Source organism: Nonomuraea sp. bgisy101 (assembly GCF_057708945.1).
In genome coordinates this window covers 1-13138 of record NZ_JBYITD010000022.1, presented here as the reverse complement: position 1 = coordinate 13138, position 13138 = coordinate 1, and the positions used below count along the sequence as shown (strand labels likewise).

Sequence of the window (13138 nt, the reverse complement as noted above, 5' to 3'; positions counted from 1 at the left end):
CAGTCGGTATGCTAATGACCATGGCACAGGAAGAACCGGTCAGACAGCGACTGTTGTCCGAGGCGACGCGGCTGTTCGCCGATCGCGGCTTCGAGAGCACGTCGGTGCAGGAGATCGTGGTCGCTGCCGGGGTCACCAAGGGGGCGATGTACCACTACTTCGACTCCAAGGACGATCTGCTCCACGAGATCTATGGTCGCGTGCTCCGGATGCAGATGGAACGGCTGACGAAGATCGCCGACGGCCCCGGCACCGTGTCCGAGCGCCTGCACGCGGCGGCGGCCGACGTCGTGGAGACCACCACCGACAACCTCGACGACTCCAAGATCTTCTTCAGGTCGATGCATCTGCTCGCCCCCGAGACGCAGAAGACCGTCAGGGCCGAGCGCCGGCGCTACCACGAAAGGTTCCGCGACCTGGTGGACGAGGGCCAGCGGGAGGGCGCGTTCCGCTCGGACGTGCCCGCCGAGATCGTCGTCGACTACTTCTTCGGCTCGGTCCACCACCTCGGCTCCTGGTACCACGCCGAGGGCGCGCTGTCGGGCGCCCAGGTCGGCGCGCACTTCGCCGATCTGCTGCTCACGTCGCTGCGGCCGTAGGGGTGCGGGCGACGGCCCTGGTGACCACCCGGCCGATCAGGGCCAGCAGCTTGCGTGGCCTGCGCGGCATCAGGTGGGCCATCGCGAAGTTGCTCGCGCCCGGCACCACGTAGCCGCGGTCGCGGTCGAGGCCGCGCAGGGCCGCCGCGACCACCAACTCGGGCGTGACCATGCGGCCGCCGAGCGCCGCGTCCCTGGTTCCCAGCACGTCGAAGAACGCCGTCTCGACCGGCCCCGGTGTCACGGCCAGCACCTTGACCCCCGTGCCGCGCAGCTCGCTCCACAGGGCGAGGCTGAAGTTGAGGACGAAGGCCTTCGACGCGCCATAGGTGGCGAAGTAGGGCGCGATGTTGAAGCCCGCCGTGGAGCCGACGTTGACGACCGCCCCTTCACCCCGCGCCAGCATGCCGGGCACCAGCGCGTGGGTGAGGCCGACCAGCGCGACCACGTTGACCATGAGCTCGTCGCGCTCGCGTTCGGGTGACTGGTCCTGGAAGCGGCCTGCCGTACCGAATCCCGCGTTGTTGACCAGCAGGTCGATCCTGCGGCCTCCGAGCCGCTCGGCGACCGCGGCGGCGGCGCCGGGGGCGGACAGGTCCTGGCCGATCACCTCCACGGCGATGCCGTGGGCGGCGCTCAGCTCGGCGGCGAGCGCCTGCATCCGCTCCACGGAGCGGGCGACGAGAACGAGGTCGTGGCCACGGGCGGCGAGCTGGCGAGCGAACTCGGCGCCGATCCCAGATGAGGCGCCGGTGACGAGAGAAGTCCTGTTCATGAGAGTAAATGTAGCAGTTCTATAGCTAACTGCAACGTCTTGTCTCAGTTAAGTGCTGTACCGTCGACGCATGACGGTCAGGCGGTTGCGTGCGGACGCCGAGCGGAGCGTCCGCGCGATCATGGAGGCCGCCGAGCGGCTGCTCAGCGAGAACCCCTCGGCCACGATGGAGCAGATCGCCGAGGCGGCCGGCGTCGCACGGGCCACGGTCCACCGGCGCTTCGCCAGCCGCGAGGCGCTCGTCGAGGCGATGGAGCTGGCGGCGTGGCGGGAGCTCGACGCGATCGTCAACGCGGCGCGCCCGCTGACCGCTCCCCCGCTGGTCGCCCTCCACCAGGCGACGGCGGCGATCCTGCAGGTCAAGCCCGGATGGCGGTTCACCCTCGCCAGTCCTGTGCCGATGGGCGCCGAGGCCAGGCAGGTGCAGGAGAGCGTGATGGCCACGTGCGAGGCGGTCTTCGCCAGGGCGAAGGAGGCGGGGCTGGTGCGGGCCGAGGTGGACGTCGCCTGGGTACGGCAGGCCTACCTGGCGCTGCTGTCCGAGACCGCGCACACCGCGCCCGCCGACGCCGACCCCGACGCGCTGGCGGCACGCCTCCTCGACACCCTCATGTACGGCGTCGCCGCCCGCTGAGCGCCCGCGTCAGCTTGCCGAGCGGGCCGGCGCTCCACTCCCGGTGGACGACGTGCACCACGTCAGGCAGGGCCGGGCAGGTCGGCGAGCGGAGCCAGCGCGTCCCGGTGATCGCCGGGCGTGCCGAGGGCGAGTTCGGTGGCCTTGGCGCGCTTGAGGTACAGGTGAAGGGGATGCTCCCAGGTCATCCCGATCCCGCCGTGCAGCTGCACCGCCTCCTCGGCCGCGTGCACCGCCACGCCCGCGTTCCACGCCTGCGCGACCGCGGCCGACATCGGAGCGTCGTCGGTGGCCCCGCGGGCGGCGGCCCGTGCCCTGACGACGTCCAGCCACAGGTCGGCGAGCCTGTGCTTGATCGCCTGGAAGGAGCCGACGGGCCTGGCGAACTGGTAGCGCTCCTTGACGTAGGCGAGCGTCGTCTCCAGGCACCACTCGGCCACGCCGAGCTGCTCGGAGGCCAGCAGCCCCGCCCCGAACCGCAGCGTCTCGGCCAGGTCGAACGCGCCCAGCGGCTCGGCGGCCGCGCCGTCGAGGGTGACGTGCGCGATCGGCCTGGTCAGGTCGAGCGAGGGCACGACCTCGACGCGGACGTCGGCCGCGCGGACGGCGTGCAGGACGCCGTCGACCGGCACCAGCAGCACGTCGGCCACATCGGCGCCCGCGACCCCACGGACCTGCCCGGTCAGCGTCCCGTCCGTGAGCGTGACCGCCACCCTCGCCTCCCTGTACGGCGAGGCCGTGAACGGCACGGCGACGACCGCGGTGATCTCTCCGGCCGCCATGCCGGTCAGCAGATCCGCGGCGCCCACCTGGAGGAGGGCGTGGGTGGCGAGCACCGAGCTGGTGAAGAACGGGACAGGCGTCACCCCTCTGCCCAGTTCCTCCAGCACGACCGCGGCCTCCCTCGCCGAGGCGCCCGCCCCGCCGTACTCCTCGGGGATCAGCAGCCCCGCCACGCCGATGTCGCGCGCCAGCGTCTTCCACAGGTCCAGGTCGTAGGGCGTGCCCTCGACCCTGGCCAGCACCGCGGAGGGCGGGCAGCGGTCGGCGAGCAGGTCGCGGACGGCGGCCCGCAGTTCCTCCTCGACGTCGGTGTAGAGCAGCGTCATCGCGGCAGGTCCTTCCACGGCACGTCCTTGTCGACGCGGGGTTCGGAGGGCAGGCCGAGCACGCGCTCGGCGATGATGTTGCGCAGGATCTCCGAGGTGCCGCCCTCGATGGAGTTGCCCTTGGCGCGCAGGTATCGGTAGCCGGGCCCGCGGCCGAGGAAGTCGACCGAATCGGAGCGGCGGAAGGCCCAGTCGTCGTAGCCGAGGTCGCGGTGGAACTCCACCTCGAACCCGGTCAGCGCCTGGTTGAGCTTGGCGAACGAGAGCTTCATGCCCGAGCCCTCGGGGCCCGGCTGCCCTGCGGCGAGCTGTTCGCGCAGCCGTACCCCTGAAAGGCGGGTGACCTCGGCCTCCACCCACAGCGCGAGCAGGCGCTGGTGCAGGTCGTGGGTGCGCAGCTCGGGGTGCTCGCGCCAGGCGTCGGCGACCAGGCCGACCATGCCGCCGCCCTTGCGGACGGGCGCGCCGCCGATGGCCACGCGCTCGTTCATGAGCGTGGTCTGGGCGACCCTCCAGCCGTCGCCGACCTCGCCGAGGCGCAGGTCGTCGGAGAGGCGGACGCCGGTGAGGAAGACCTCGTTGAACTCGGCCTCTCCGGTGATCTGCCGCAGCGGGCGCACGTCGACTCCGGGGGCGTCCATGTCGCAGATGAAGTACGTCAGGCCGCGGTGCTTGGGCAGGTCGGGGTCTGTCCTGGCGACGAGGATGGCCCAGCGGGCGTGATGGGCGCCGGACGTCCACACCTTCTGACCGTCGATGACCCATTCGTCGCCGTCCCTGACGGCACGGGTGGCCAGCGTGGCGAGGTCGGAGCCCGCGCCCGGCTCGCTGAAGAGCTGGCACCAGATCTCCTCGCCCGTCCAGAGGGGCCGCAGGAAGCGCTTCTTCTGCTCCTCCGTGCCGAACGCGAGGATCGTCGGGGCGGCCATGCCGAGGCCGATGCCCTGCACGCCGGTGTCGAGCTGCGGGGTGTGCGCGAGCGCGCGTTCTACCTCCTGCTGCAGCTCGCGGGGCGCGTCCAGCCCGCCCAGCCCCACGGGGAAGTGCACCCACGCCAGCCCGGCGTCGAACCGTGCCCGCAGGAACTCCAGGCGGTCGGAGGGGGCGTTCTCCAGGAACCTGTCGACTACATCCACTTCTTCAACTCCCTGTGGGCGAGCGAACGCTTGTGCACCTCGTCGGGCCCGTCGGCGAAGCGCAGCGACCGCACTCCCGCCCAGAGCCCCGCCAGCGGGAAGTCCTGGCTGACCCCGCCCGCGCCGTGGACCTGGATGGCCTTGTCGAGGATCCACTCGACCTCGCGGGGCGTGGCGATCTTGATCGCCTGGATCTCCGTATGGGCGCCCTTGTTGCCGACGGTGTCCATCAGCCACGCGGTCTTGAGCACCAGCAGTCTGAGCTGCTCCACCCGGACCCGTGACTCGGCGATCCAGTCCTGGACGACGCCCTGCTCGGCGATCGTCTTGCCGAAGGCCGTCCGCTGGAGCGAGCGCCTGCACATCAGCTCGATCGCCCGCTCCGCCATGCCGATCATGCGCATGCAGTGGTGGATACGGCCGGGGCCGAGCCTGGCCTGCGCGATCGCGAAGCCGCCGCCCTCCTCGCCGATCAGGTTGTCGGCGGGCACCCGCACGTCCTCGAACACCACCTCCGCGTGGCCGCCGTGGTCGGCGTCGCTGTAACCGAAGACGTGCATGCCGCGCTTGATGTGCAGGCCCGGGGTGTCGCGAGGGACGAGCACCATGCTCTGCTGCCGGTGCTTGGGCGCGTCGGGGTTGGTCTTGCCCATGACGATGAGGATCTTGCAGTCCGGGTTCATCGCGCCGGAGATGAACCACTTGCGGCCGTTGATAACGTACTCCGCGCCGTCCTTGACGATCTGGGTGGAGATGTTGGTGGCGTCGGACGAGGCGACGTCGGGCTCGGTCATCGCGAACGCCGAGCGGATCTCGCCGTCGAGCAGCGGCTGCAGCCACTCCTTGCGCTGCCACTCGCTGCCGAACATCGACAGCACTTCCATGTTCCCCGTGTCGGGCGCGGCGCAGTTGGTCGCCGTCGGCGCGATCCTCGGGCTCCGGCCGGTGATCTCGGCCAGCGGCGCGTACTGCAGGTTCGTGAGGCCTGCGCCGTGCTCGCCCGGCAGGAAGAGGTTCCACAGCCCCCTCCTGCGCGCCTCCTCCTTCAGATCGGCCATCAGCGGCGGGCTGCTCCAGCCGCTCGCGGCGGCCTGCTCCTCGAAGGCCTCCTCGGCCGGGTAGACGCATTCGTCCATGAAGCGCAGCAGCCGCTCGCGCAGGTCCTCGGTGACGGTGTCGAATGCGAAGTCCATGCTCTGACCATACCGACCGGCCGGTATGAGTGTCGACAAGTGGTCGCGAGGAAAACCGAGCGGGTGGCCATAAGCGCAGGTGAGCGCCTTCGGTACGGTGTGCCGCATGACCGCCAAGCTGCCCTCCGCCACCGTGCACGAGAACGCCGTCGTACGGCTCGAGCCGCTGACCCTCGACCACGTTCCCGACCTGTTCGAGGCGGGGGGTGGAGACGAGGACGTGTGGCGCTGGATGCCTGCCCCGGTGCCGCGCACTCCCGAGGAACTCGCCACGGTCGCCGCGGAGATCATCGACAGCGACAAGTACGCGGCGCACGCGGTCGTCCTCAAGCAGAGCGGCAAGGCCGTCGGATGGACGACCTATCTCGACGTGCCCGGCTTCGACCAGAGCGTCGAGATCGGATGGACCTGGTACGGCAGGGCGGTGTGGCGCACCGCGGTGAACACCAGCTGCAAGGTGCTGCTGATCGACCACGCCTTCGACGTGATCGGCTACAACAGGGTGCAGCTGAAGACCGACCACCTGAACACCAGGTCGCAGGCGGCCATCAGGCGGATCGGCGGCGTGCACGAAGGGACGCTGCGACGCAACAGGCAGCGGCCCGACGGGACGTGGCGGGACGCGGTCGTGTTCGGCATCCTGCCCGAGGAGTGGCCGCCGCACCGCGCCCGCCTCGTGGACTCCTACGCCTGAACCCGACGGGGCGGCCGGTCAGGACAGCATGCCGGACAGGAACTCGCTCAGGCCCGCCCGAAGGTCCTCGATCGAGGGCATCACACCCGCGCCCGCGATCGCGTCGAACATGATGCCCTCGCCGTAGGCCACCAGCTGGCCCTACTCTCTCGACGCTCCGCTGCCTGCGATGCACCGCGGCAGGGTGGCGCTGGTCGGTGACGCCGCGCACCCCATGACGCCGAACCTCGGCCAGGGCGCGTGCCAGGCCGTCGAGGATGCGATCGTGCTGGCGATGGACCCCTGCGACCTGCCCGCCTACACCGCGGCCAGGCTCGGCCGTACGTCGAAGGTGGTGGCCCGGTCGATGAGGATCTGCAGGATGACCAAGATCCGCAACCCGCTCGCCGTACGGTTGCGCGACACCGGAATGGCGCTGGCGGGCAGGCTCAGCCCCGATCTGATGCTGCGGTCGATGGATGAGGTACTGGGATGGACACCTCGGGAAGCGGCCGCGACTGGTCGGGGGCCAGCCGCCCGAGTGTGATCGTCCCGCCGATCGTCAGCGCCGCGGCCAGCAGCGCCGGCACCGCCGTCGACGGCGAGGTGGGCAACGGCTCACCGAGCAGGATCGCCCCCGCGAGCACCGAGGTGATCGGGTCGATGACCTGCACGCCCGCGTAGGCGATACCGAAGTAGCCGACCGCGTAGGAGCGCTGCAGCAGGACGACCGCGAACACGAGCATCGTCGGGATGACCAGCGTGAACCAGTGGACAAGCCTGGACAGATCGCCATGCAGGCCGCCGCCGACCACCCGCACGAACGTGGACACGCTCGCGGTCACCACGCCCGCCCCGACCGACAGCAGCAGAGCCTTGGCCGCGCCCGTCGACTTTGCCGCCGCCAGGTTCGCGACGAGCACGATCACCCCGATCACCGCCAGGAACCCCAGCGCGGCGGGGGTGGACAGCTCGGGCGTCACGTCGGTGTGCGGCACCAGCAGCGTCAGCCACAACAGTCCCACCGCGACGGCGATCGACCCGAGGACCTCCGCCTTGTACGGCTTGCGGCCGTACAGGTAGGCGGCCAGCGGCACGGCGAACACCAACGTCGCCACCGACACCGGCTGCACGACCACCAGGGGCGCGAAACTCAGCGCCACCGCGTGCAGGCTGGCGCCGGTGAAACCGATGACGCCGCCGACCCACCAGCGCGGGCGCTTCACCAGCTTGAGCGAGGCGCCTTCGGCGACCGCCTCGAACTGCTGCAGCGCCGCCCCTACGGCGTATCCCAGTGCCCCAGCGAGGGCGATGATCAGGCCGACCCAGGTCATGGGCGCCCACGCAGGGGCAAATTCACGAGCATTGCTCCAGCTTATGGTGCCGACCGCATCTCTCGAATCAGACTTTAGGACGACCTCTCAGGACAAACGCAGAACACATGCCCCTCGGGGTCCTGCATGACCACCCAGCCGTCGCCCGGCTGGAAGTCCGGCTTGGTGGCGCCCGCGTTCTGGTACTCCTCGACCGCCTTCGCCACGTCCGGCACCCGGAAGTCGAGATGGAACTGTTTGTCGTCGCTGGGCCACGCGGGGGCCTTGTAACCGGGGAGGCGGGCGAAGTAGATGGTGTTCGTGCCGTCTCCGACGGCGGAGTATTCGGCCTCGGCGACCTGGATCTCGAACCCGGTGACCTGGTGCCAGAACTCGGCCATCCGAACGGGGTCCTCGCAGTCGACGGTGACGGCGATGAGGTTTGCCTTCGTTGTCATGCGGCCAGTCTTCCTGCCATACCTGTCAGATTGTGTCAGGTACAGAATCCCGCTCCGACCAGCCCGACCTGATACCCGAGCACAGGGAGCACTTGCGGCGAGCGGCGCGACGGCATCCGCGTGCCATCCCGGGACATGCAACCGACCGCCGAGCAGGAACGCGAGAGGCGGGGCGCGGGGCGAACCGGTGAGAAGCCTCTGGGACGGCGGAACGCGGGGAACCGGTGGGGCAGGTCGGGGGCGGTCCGTGGCGTGTGGGTGTTAGGCGTAGGGTGAGGCTCGTGCCGTTCTTCGTGATTTCTCCGCCCCCCGCGCACTAGCGGGCGGCACCTTTCCCGATTTCTCCGGATCCGGGCGATCCGGTGGTGGTCGCTGCCCGCGTACGGGCCGAACGTCGACAACCACTCCATTCGGAGAAATCAATGACGCAAGTTTCCGTACGGCGCGGCGTGCTGTACGTTTCCGTGGCCGCGGCCGCCTGGGGCACGGGTGGCGCGGCGGGTTCCCTGCTCTTCCAGTCCGCCGGGCTGGGACCGGTCGGGGTGTCGCTCTGGCGGTACCTGCTCGGCGCGGTCTTCCTCGTCACCCTCGTCCGGCGCAGGCCCAGCCTTCACAGCAGGATGCTGCTGGTGGGGGCAGGGATGGCGGTGTACCAGACCGCCTACTTCGGCGCGATCTCCTTCTCGGGGGTGGCCGTCGCGACGGTGGTCACGATGGGGGCCACACCGGTGTTCACCGCGCTCGGGGGGCGGTTGTTCCTCAGGGAGCGACTCGACCGGGTGGGCGCGGTCTGCGTGGCCGCCGCGCTGGTGGGGCTGGTGCTGCTGACCGCCGAGACCGTGTTCGGCGGCGCGGACGATCCGGCTCGCGGGACGGCGATCGGAGATGGGGGGACGCCGGCGGGGATCGGGTTCGGGCTGGTTTCGGCGGCGGGGTACGCCGCGGTCACTCTCCACTCCCGGCGGCACCACGACGACCCGTACGGCACCGCTGTCGGCGGGTTCGGAGTGGGCGCCCTCTGCCTTGCCCCCTTCGCGCTGTTCGACGGCTTCCTGCCGCAGGTCACCCTGCCTACCATCGGCCTGCTCGTCTATCTCGGCGCCGTGCCGACCGCCCTGGCGTACGGGCTGTATTTCAGGAGCCTGTCCGCGCTCAAGGCGACCACCGTCTCGGTGATCTCCCTCGGGGAGGCGGTCGGCGCGGCGGCGCTGGGCGTGCTGGTGTTCGGGGAGCGGCTGACCCTGCTCACCGCGGCGGGGTGTCTCGTGTTGCTGGCCGCGGTGATCATACTCAGCGTTCACGAACGCGGATGAGCTAGTGTCCGGTACGGCGTGCGCCGCCGTACCGGACAGATCCGGGAACCGGTGCCGACTGAGCGCTCGTTGGAGGATTCGTGGCGTCGTTTTCACGGTTTTTCAGGAACATCCTGGACCGGCCGGGTGGCCTGAACCTGACCCCGTTCAGGAAGATCGTCGAGGCGGCCGACAAGCTGTCCTATCCCGGCGAGCTGCCCGAGCCGAAGATGGACAACCTGGCCGAATTCTGTGCCGTGGCCAGGGAGGCCGCCGACAGGACGCTGGGGCTGAGGCCGTACGACGTGCAGTTGATCGGCACGCTGGCCCTGCTCCACGGGCACGTGGCGGAGATGGCCACAGGCGAGGGCAAGACGCTGTCGGGCGCGATGGCGGCGGCGGGCTACGCGCTGCAGGGCAAGCGGGTCCACGTGATCTCGGTCAACGACTATCTGGCCCAGCGTGACGCGGAGTGGATGGGGCCGTTCTACGAGGCGCTCGGCGTCACGGTCGGCTGGATCGGCCAGAACTCCACGCCCGAGGAGCGGCGCGAGGCCTACGACAGGGACGTGTGCTACGGCCCGGTCAGCGAGATCGGGTTCGACGTGCTGCGGGACCGGATGCGCACGGGCGCCGGCGACATCATCATGCCCGCTCCCGAGGTGGCGCTGGTGGACGAGGCGGACTCGGTGCTGGTGGACGAGGCGCGGGTGCCGCTGGTGCTGGCGGGCGCGGCCGACGCGGGCGACGCCGTACCGGAGATGGCGGAGCTGGTGCGCACCCTGGTCAGGGGCTACCACTACGAGATCGACGAGCAGGCGAGGAACGTCTTCCTGACACCCAAGGGCGCCGACAGCGTCGAGTCGATCCTCGGCGTCGAGCTGTACGACGAGAACGAGCCCGGCACGCTCATCGAGCTCAACCTGGCGCTGCACGCGCACGCGCTGCTGACGCGGGACGTCGACTACATCGTGCGCGACGGCAAGGTGCAGCTCATCAACCCCTCGCGGGGCCGCGTGGCACTGCTCCAGCGCTGGCCCGACGGGTTGCAGGCCGCGGTGGAGGCCAAGGAGGCGCTCTCCCCCACGGAGAAGGGCGAGATCCTCGACCAGATCACCGTGCAGGGGCTGATCAAGCGTTATCCGCAGGTGTGCGGCATGACCGGCACGGCGGTCGCGGTCAGCGAGCAGCTCGGCGAGTTCTACGGCCTCAAGGTCGCGGTCATCCCGCCGAACACCCCCTGCGTCAGGGTGGACGAGCCCGACCGCCTCTACCCGACCGAGCCCGACAGGGACGCGGCGCTGGTGGAGGAGATCCAGGCGGTGCACGCGACGGGCCGGCCGATCCTCATCGGCACGCTCGACGTGGCCGCTTCGGAGAACCTCGCCAAGCTGCTGCAGCGCCGCGGCATGGAACCTGTCGTGCTCAACGCCAAGAACGACGCGGAAGAGGCCTCGATCATCGCCCGCGCGGGCGAGCGCGACGCCATCACCGTCTCCACGCAGATGGCCGGGCGCGGCACCGACATCCGGCTCGGCGAGGGCGTGGCCGAGCTGGGCGGCCTGTACGTGATCGGCTCGGGCCGGCACGTCAGCAGCCGGCTGGACGACCAGCTGCGCGGCCGCGCGGGCCGTCAGGGCGACCCCGGTGGTTCCGTCTTCTTCGCGAGCATGCGCGACGACCTGGTCACGCAGTACGTCCCCGACGAGCGCCCGCCCGCCGCCGACCCTGACGGCGTGGTACGGCACCGCCGCGGCGCGTACCTCATCGGCCACGCCCAGCGCGTCGCCGAGGGCGTGAACCTGGAGATCCACCGCAACACCTGGCGCTACACCCGCCTGCTGGAGCGCCAGCGCGAGCTCATCCTGGAATGGCGCGACAAGGTCCTGCACAGCGAGTCGGCCGCCGGCGCGCTCGCCGCCGCCGGCCCCGAGCGCTGGGACGCCCTCGACGAGGAGACCCGCGACGAGACGGCCAGGCAGATCGTCCTGCACGCGATCGACACGTGCTGGACCGAGCATCTGGCCTTCCTGAGCGACCTGCGCGAGGGCATCCACCTGCGGGCGCTCGGCCGGATGAGCCCGGTCGACGAGTTCCAGCGCGAGGCCGTGGCGGAGTACAAGACGTTGCTGGCCGAGGTCGAGCGCCGTTCGCTGGAGTCCTTCGAGGCTCCGGCCCGCGACCTGAAGCGCCCCACGGCGACGTGGACGTACATGGTGCAGGAGAACCCGTTCGGCACCGAGCTCGATCGCCTGCTGAAGCGTGTGACGTCGGCGCTGCGCCACGGCTGAGTCAGGGTTTGCGCCCGACCCCGCCCAGCAGCAGCTCCTGCCACGGTTCGAGCGGGCCCTCCACCTGGGTCCGCCACCGGGGGACGTGAACGACGCCGGGATCCACCGGCTCCAGGCCGTCGAAGAAGCGGGTGACCGCCTCCTTCGAGCGGAAGTGGCCGGTGCCCATGGTGGCGTGCAGCGTCCGCTCCAGCGCCTGGGCTTCGGGGGTGGCCGCGGCGTGCATGTTGGAGGAGGCCAGGTGGCTGCCGCTCGGCAGCGCGTCCATGTACTGCCTGACCAGGCCCCACGGGTCCTCCTCGTCAGGGAAGAGGTGCAGGAGCCCGATCATCATGAGCCCGACAGGCCGGGAGAAGTCGATGAGGTTCACCACGGCGGGATGGCCGAGGACGGCGTCGACGTCGCGCGCGTCGACGGCGATGGCGGCGGTCCTGCCGTTCTCGCGCAGGATCTGCTCGGCGTGCGGCTGGACCATCGGGTCGATGTCGACGTAGACGACGCGGGCGGAGGGGTCGGCGGCCTGGGCGACCTCGTGGGTGTTCTCGATGGTGGGCAGGCCGGAGCCGAGGTCGATCAGCTGGGTCACGCCCGCTTCGCGGACCAGGTAGGTGACGACGCGGCCGACGAAGGCGCGGTTGCACCAGGTGAGTTCCCCGATGTCGGGTACGGCCTGGCGCAGACGCTCGGCCACGGCCCTGTCCACCGCGAAGTTCTCGGTCCCGCCGAGAAGGACGTCATGGACGCGGGCCACGCTGGGTCGGGTGGGATCGACGCCGGGGGGCGCCCATTCGGGGAAATTCTCGGTGGCCATGGCGGATCGTATCCGGACTTAACACCCTTTGTCCGCGATACGTTTGGAACGATCTTCAAGTGGGACGGAGCTGGGTGATGTTCTTTCGGGTGATCGACTGGTTCGGCTTAGCACTTTCCACGATCTATGTCGGAGTAGGCCTGTACATGGTGGGCACCGACCGCACGGTTCGGTTGCTCCCATTCCGCAGGCACGTGATCAAAGCCCGCCTGCACGGGTGGGCCATCATGCTGATCGCCGCCTACTTCCCGCTCGTGATTCTTGGCCAGGAGCTGGGGCCGTCGTACGAAGGCCGCACGATCATGCTGGTTCTCCCGCTCGCGTGCCTCCTGAGCGGCGTCTGGATTGCCACTCGGAACAGTCGCTCGCAAATCCATCATGACGGGATTGACCGTCGATTGCCCGGGTAGAGGAGGCCGGCCCGAGAAAGACGCACAGAAGAGAGGGAGAGAGCACCAATGGAGCTCTGGAACTATCGTCCTGACGTCTACGACCGGAACCAGAGCCTGGACCTCGTGGGATACCACGTTCAGGCGACGGACGGAAAGATCGGGTCAATCGACGAGGCCACCTACGAGGTCGGCGAGAGCTACGTGATCGTCGACACCGGGCCGTGGATCTTCGGCAAGAAGGTCATGCTTCCCGGTTCGGTGATCACGCGCATCGACCCGCAGGCACGCAACGTCCACGTCTCCAGGACGAAGGAAGAGATCAAGAACGCGCCCGAGTTCGACGAGGGCGCCTTCAAGGAGCCGGCCTACCGGCAGCGGCTGGGCGAGTACTACGGCCGCTTCCCCAACACCTTCTGACCGGAGACTGAAGGGGCGCGCCCCCCGGGGGGGTGTGGGCCTTCT

14 protein-coding genes and 1 pseudogene are annotated in these 13138 nt (G+C 70.0%); 8 read left to right on the top strand and 7 right to left on the bottom strand.

Annotation, left to right across the window (positions count from 1 at the left end):
* The first annotated feature begins 20 nt into the window (after positions 1–20).
* Positions 21–599 (top strand): TetR/AcrR family transcriptional regulator, encoded by a 579-nt coding sequence (locus AC3EO4_RS34725; RefSeq protein ID WP_431899640.1) that lies wholly within the window; start codon positions 21–23, stop codon positions 597–599.
* Here the strand turns inward: AC3EO4_RS34725 and AC3EO4_RS34720 are convergent.
* Positions 580–1374 carry an SDR family NAD(P)-dependent oxidoreductase gene (locus AC3EO4_RS34720; RefSeq protein ID WP_431899639.1) on the bottom strand — a complete coding sequence of 265 codons (795 nt, stop codon included), beginning with the start codon at positions 1372–1374 and terminating at the stop codon, positions 580–582. The two genes, AC3EO4_RS34725 and AC3EO4_RS34720, sit on opposite strands and share 20 nt — an antisense overlap.
* 70 nt (positions 1375–1444) lie before the next feature.
* Between AC3EO4_RS34720 and AC3EO4_RS34715 the strand changes: the two genes are divergently transcribed.
* A complete protein-coding gene (locus tag AC3EO4_RS34715) occupies positions 1445–2008 on the top strand; it encodes a TetR/AcrR family transcriptional regulator (protein ID WP_379575931.1) in 564 nt (187 codons plus the stop codon).
* A gap of 62 nt (positions 2009–2070) precedes the next feature.
* Here AC3EO4_RS34715 and AC3EO4_RS34710 read toward each other — a convergent pair whose 3' ends face one another.
* The 3 genes from AC3EO4_RS34710 to AC3EO4_RS34700 are packed head-to-tail and all read right to left on the bottom strand — an operon-like array spanning position 2071 to position 5446.
* Positions 2071–3117, bottom strand: coding sequence for an acyl-CoA dehydrogenase family protein (locus AC3EO4_RS34710; protein ID WP_431899796.1), 1047 nt, complete (start codon positions 3115–3117; stop codon positions 2071–2073).
* The gene (locus AC3EO4_RS34705) at positions 3114–4253 is read right to left on the bottom strand and encodes an acyl-CoA dehydrogenase family protein (protein WP_379575932.1); all 1140 of its coding nucleotides are present in this window, start codon (positions 4251–4253) and stop codon (positions 3114–3116) included. The genes AC3EO4_RS34710 and AC3EO4_RS34705 overlap by 4 nt, the downstream gene beginning before the upstream one ends.
* A complete protein-coding gene (locus AC3EO4_RS34700; RefSeq protein WP_379575933.1) occupies positions 4244–5446 on the bottom strand; it encodes an acyl-CoA dehydrogenase family protein in 1203 nt (400 codons plus the stop codon). Before AC3EO4_RS34700 ends, AC3EO4_RS34705 begins: the two co-directional genes overlap by 10 nt.
* Positions 5447–5552: 106 nt before the next feature.
* Between AC3EO4_RS34700 and AC3EO4_RS34695 the strand changes: the two genes are divergently transcribed.
* Both AC3EO4_RS34695 and AC3EO4_RS34690 read left to right on the top strand, forming a co-directional pair.
* A complete protein-coding gene (locus tag AC3EO4_RS34695) occupies positions 5553–6140 on the top strand; it encodes a GNAT family N-acetyltransferase (protein ID WP_431899636.1) in 588 nt (195 codons plus the stop codon).
* Positions 6141–6309: 169 nt separating this feature from the next.
* A pseudogene (locus tag AC3EO4_RS34690) lies at positions 6310–6402 on the top strand (FAD-dependent monooxygenase); the annotation flags it as partial.
* Positions 6403–6568: 166 nt separating this feature from the next.
* On the opposite strand, the gene AC3EO4_RS34685 reads toward AC3EO4_RS34690, so the two are convergent.
* Both AC3EO4_RS34685 and AC3EO4_RS34680 read right to left on the bottom strand, forming a co-directional pair.
* Positions 6569–7453: a DMT family protein gene (locus tag AC3EO4_RS34685; protein WP_431899634.1), complete on the bottom strand. Its 885-nt coding sequence runs from the start codon at positions 7451–7453 to the stop codon at positions 6569–6571.
* A gap of 74 nt (positions 7454–7527) precedes the next feature.
* On the bottom strand, positions 7528–7890 hold the full coding sequence (locus AC3EO4_RS34680; RefSeq protein WP_379575937.1) for a VOC family protein: 363 nt from the start codon (positions 7888–7890) through the stop codon (positions 7528–7530).
* A gap of 422 nt (positions 7891–8312) precedes the next feature.
* Here AC3EO4_RS34680 and AC3EO4_RS34675 point away from each other — a divergent pair, with 422 nt between their 5' ends.
* The gene (locus AC3EO4_RS34675) at positions 8313–9203 is read left to right on the top strand and encodes a DMT family transporter (RefSeq protein ID WP_379575938.1); all 891 of its coding nucleotides are present in this window, start codon (positions 8313–8315) and stop codon (positions 9201–9203) included.
* 80 nt (positions 9204–9283) lie between these two features.
* Positions 9284–11473, top strand: a complete 2190-nt coding sequence (gene secA2, locus AC3EO4_RS34670) for an accessory Sec system translocase SecA2 (protein ID WP_431899632.1) — start codon at positions 9284–9286, stop codon at positions 11471–11473.
* Between the two features lies 1 nt (position 11474).
* On the opposite strand, the gene AC3EO4_RS34665 is transcribed toward secA2, so the two are convergent.
* Positions 11475–12284, bottom strand: a complete 810-nt coding sequence (locus AC3EO4_RS34665; RefSeq protein WP_431899630.1) for an SAM-dependent methyltransferase — start codon at positions 12282–12284, stop codon at positions 11475–11477.
* 89 nt (positions 12285–12373) lie between these two features.
* Here AC3EO4_RS34665 and AC3EO4_RS34660 point away from each other — a divergent pair, with 89 nt between their 5' ends.
* Together AC3EO4_RS34660 and AC3EO4_RS34655 are read left to right on the top strand one after the other, a co-directional pair.
* Positions 12374–12694: a hypothetical protein gene (locus tag AC3EO4_RS34660; protein ID WP_431899629.1), complete on the top strand. Its 321-nt coding sequence runs from the start codon at positions 12374–12376 to the stop codon at positions 12692–12694.
* Between the two features lie 48 nt (positions 12695–12742).
* Positions 12743–13093, top strand: coding sequence for a PRC-barrel domain containing protein (locus AC3EO4_RS34655; RefSeq protein ID WP_379575941.1), 351 nt, complete (start codon positions 12743–12745; stop codon positions 13091–13093).
* Positions 13094–13138 lie beyond the last annotated feature (45 nt).

What these genes read in the sequence shown, in the direction of transcription:
- AC3EO4_RS34710 (WP_431899796.1), bottom strand. Translation starts at nt 3,117, where the DNA reads ATGACGCTGCTCTACACCGACGTCGAGGAGGAACTGCGGGCCGCCGTC.
- AC3EO4_RS34655 (WP_379575941.1), top strand. Translation starts at nt 12,743, where the DNA reads ATGGAGCTCTGGAACTATCGTCCTGACGTCTACGACCGGAACCAGAGC.
- AC3EO4_RS34685 (WP_431899634.1), bottom strand. Translation starts at nt 7,453, where the DNA reads ATGACCTGGGTCGGCCTGATCATCGCCCTCGCTGGGGCACTGGGATAC.
- AC3EO4_RS34675 (WP_379575938.1), top strand. Translation starts at nt 8,313, where the DNA reads ATGACGCAAGTTTCCGTACGGCGCGGCGTGCTGTACGTTTCCGTGGCC.
- AC3EO4_RS34725 (WP_431899640.1), top strand. Translation starts at nt 21, where the DNA reads ATGGCACAGGAAGAACCGGTCAGACAGCGACTGTTGTCCGAGGCGACG.
- AC3EO4_RS34715 (WP_379575931.1), top strand. Translation starts at nt 1,445, where the DNA reads ATGACGGTCAGGCGGTTGCGTGCGGACGCCGAGCGGAGCGTCCGCGCG.
- AC3EO4_RS34695 (WP_431899636.1), top strand. Translation starts at nt 5,553, where the DNA reads ATGACCGCCAAGCTGCCCTCCGCCACCGTGCACGAGAACGCCGTCGTA.
- AC3EO4_RS34665 (WP_431899630.1), bottom strand. Translation starts at nt 12,284, where the DNA reads ATGGCCACCGAGAATTTCCCCGAATGGGCGCCCCCCGGCGTCGATCCC.
- AC3EO4_RS34700 (WP_379575933.1), bottom strand. Translation starts at nt 5,446, where the DNA reads ATGGACTTCGCATTCGACACCGTCACCGAGGACCTGCGCGAGCGGCTG.
- AC3EO4_RS34680 (WP_379575937.1), bottom strand. Translation starts at nt 7,890, where the DNA reads ATGACAACGAAGGCAAACCTCATCGCCGTCACCGTCGACTGCGAGGAC.
- AC3EO4_RS34720 (WP_431899639.1), bottom strand. Translation starts at nt 1,374, where the DNA reads ATGAACAGGACTTCTCTCGTCACCGGCGCCTCATCTGGGATCGGCGCC.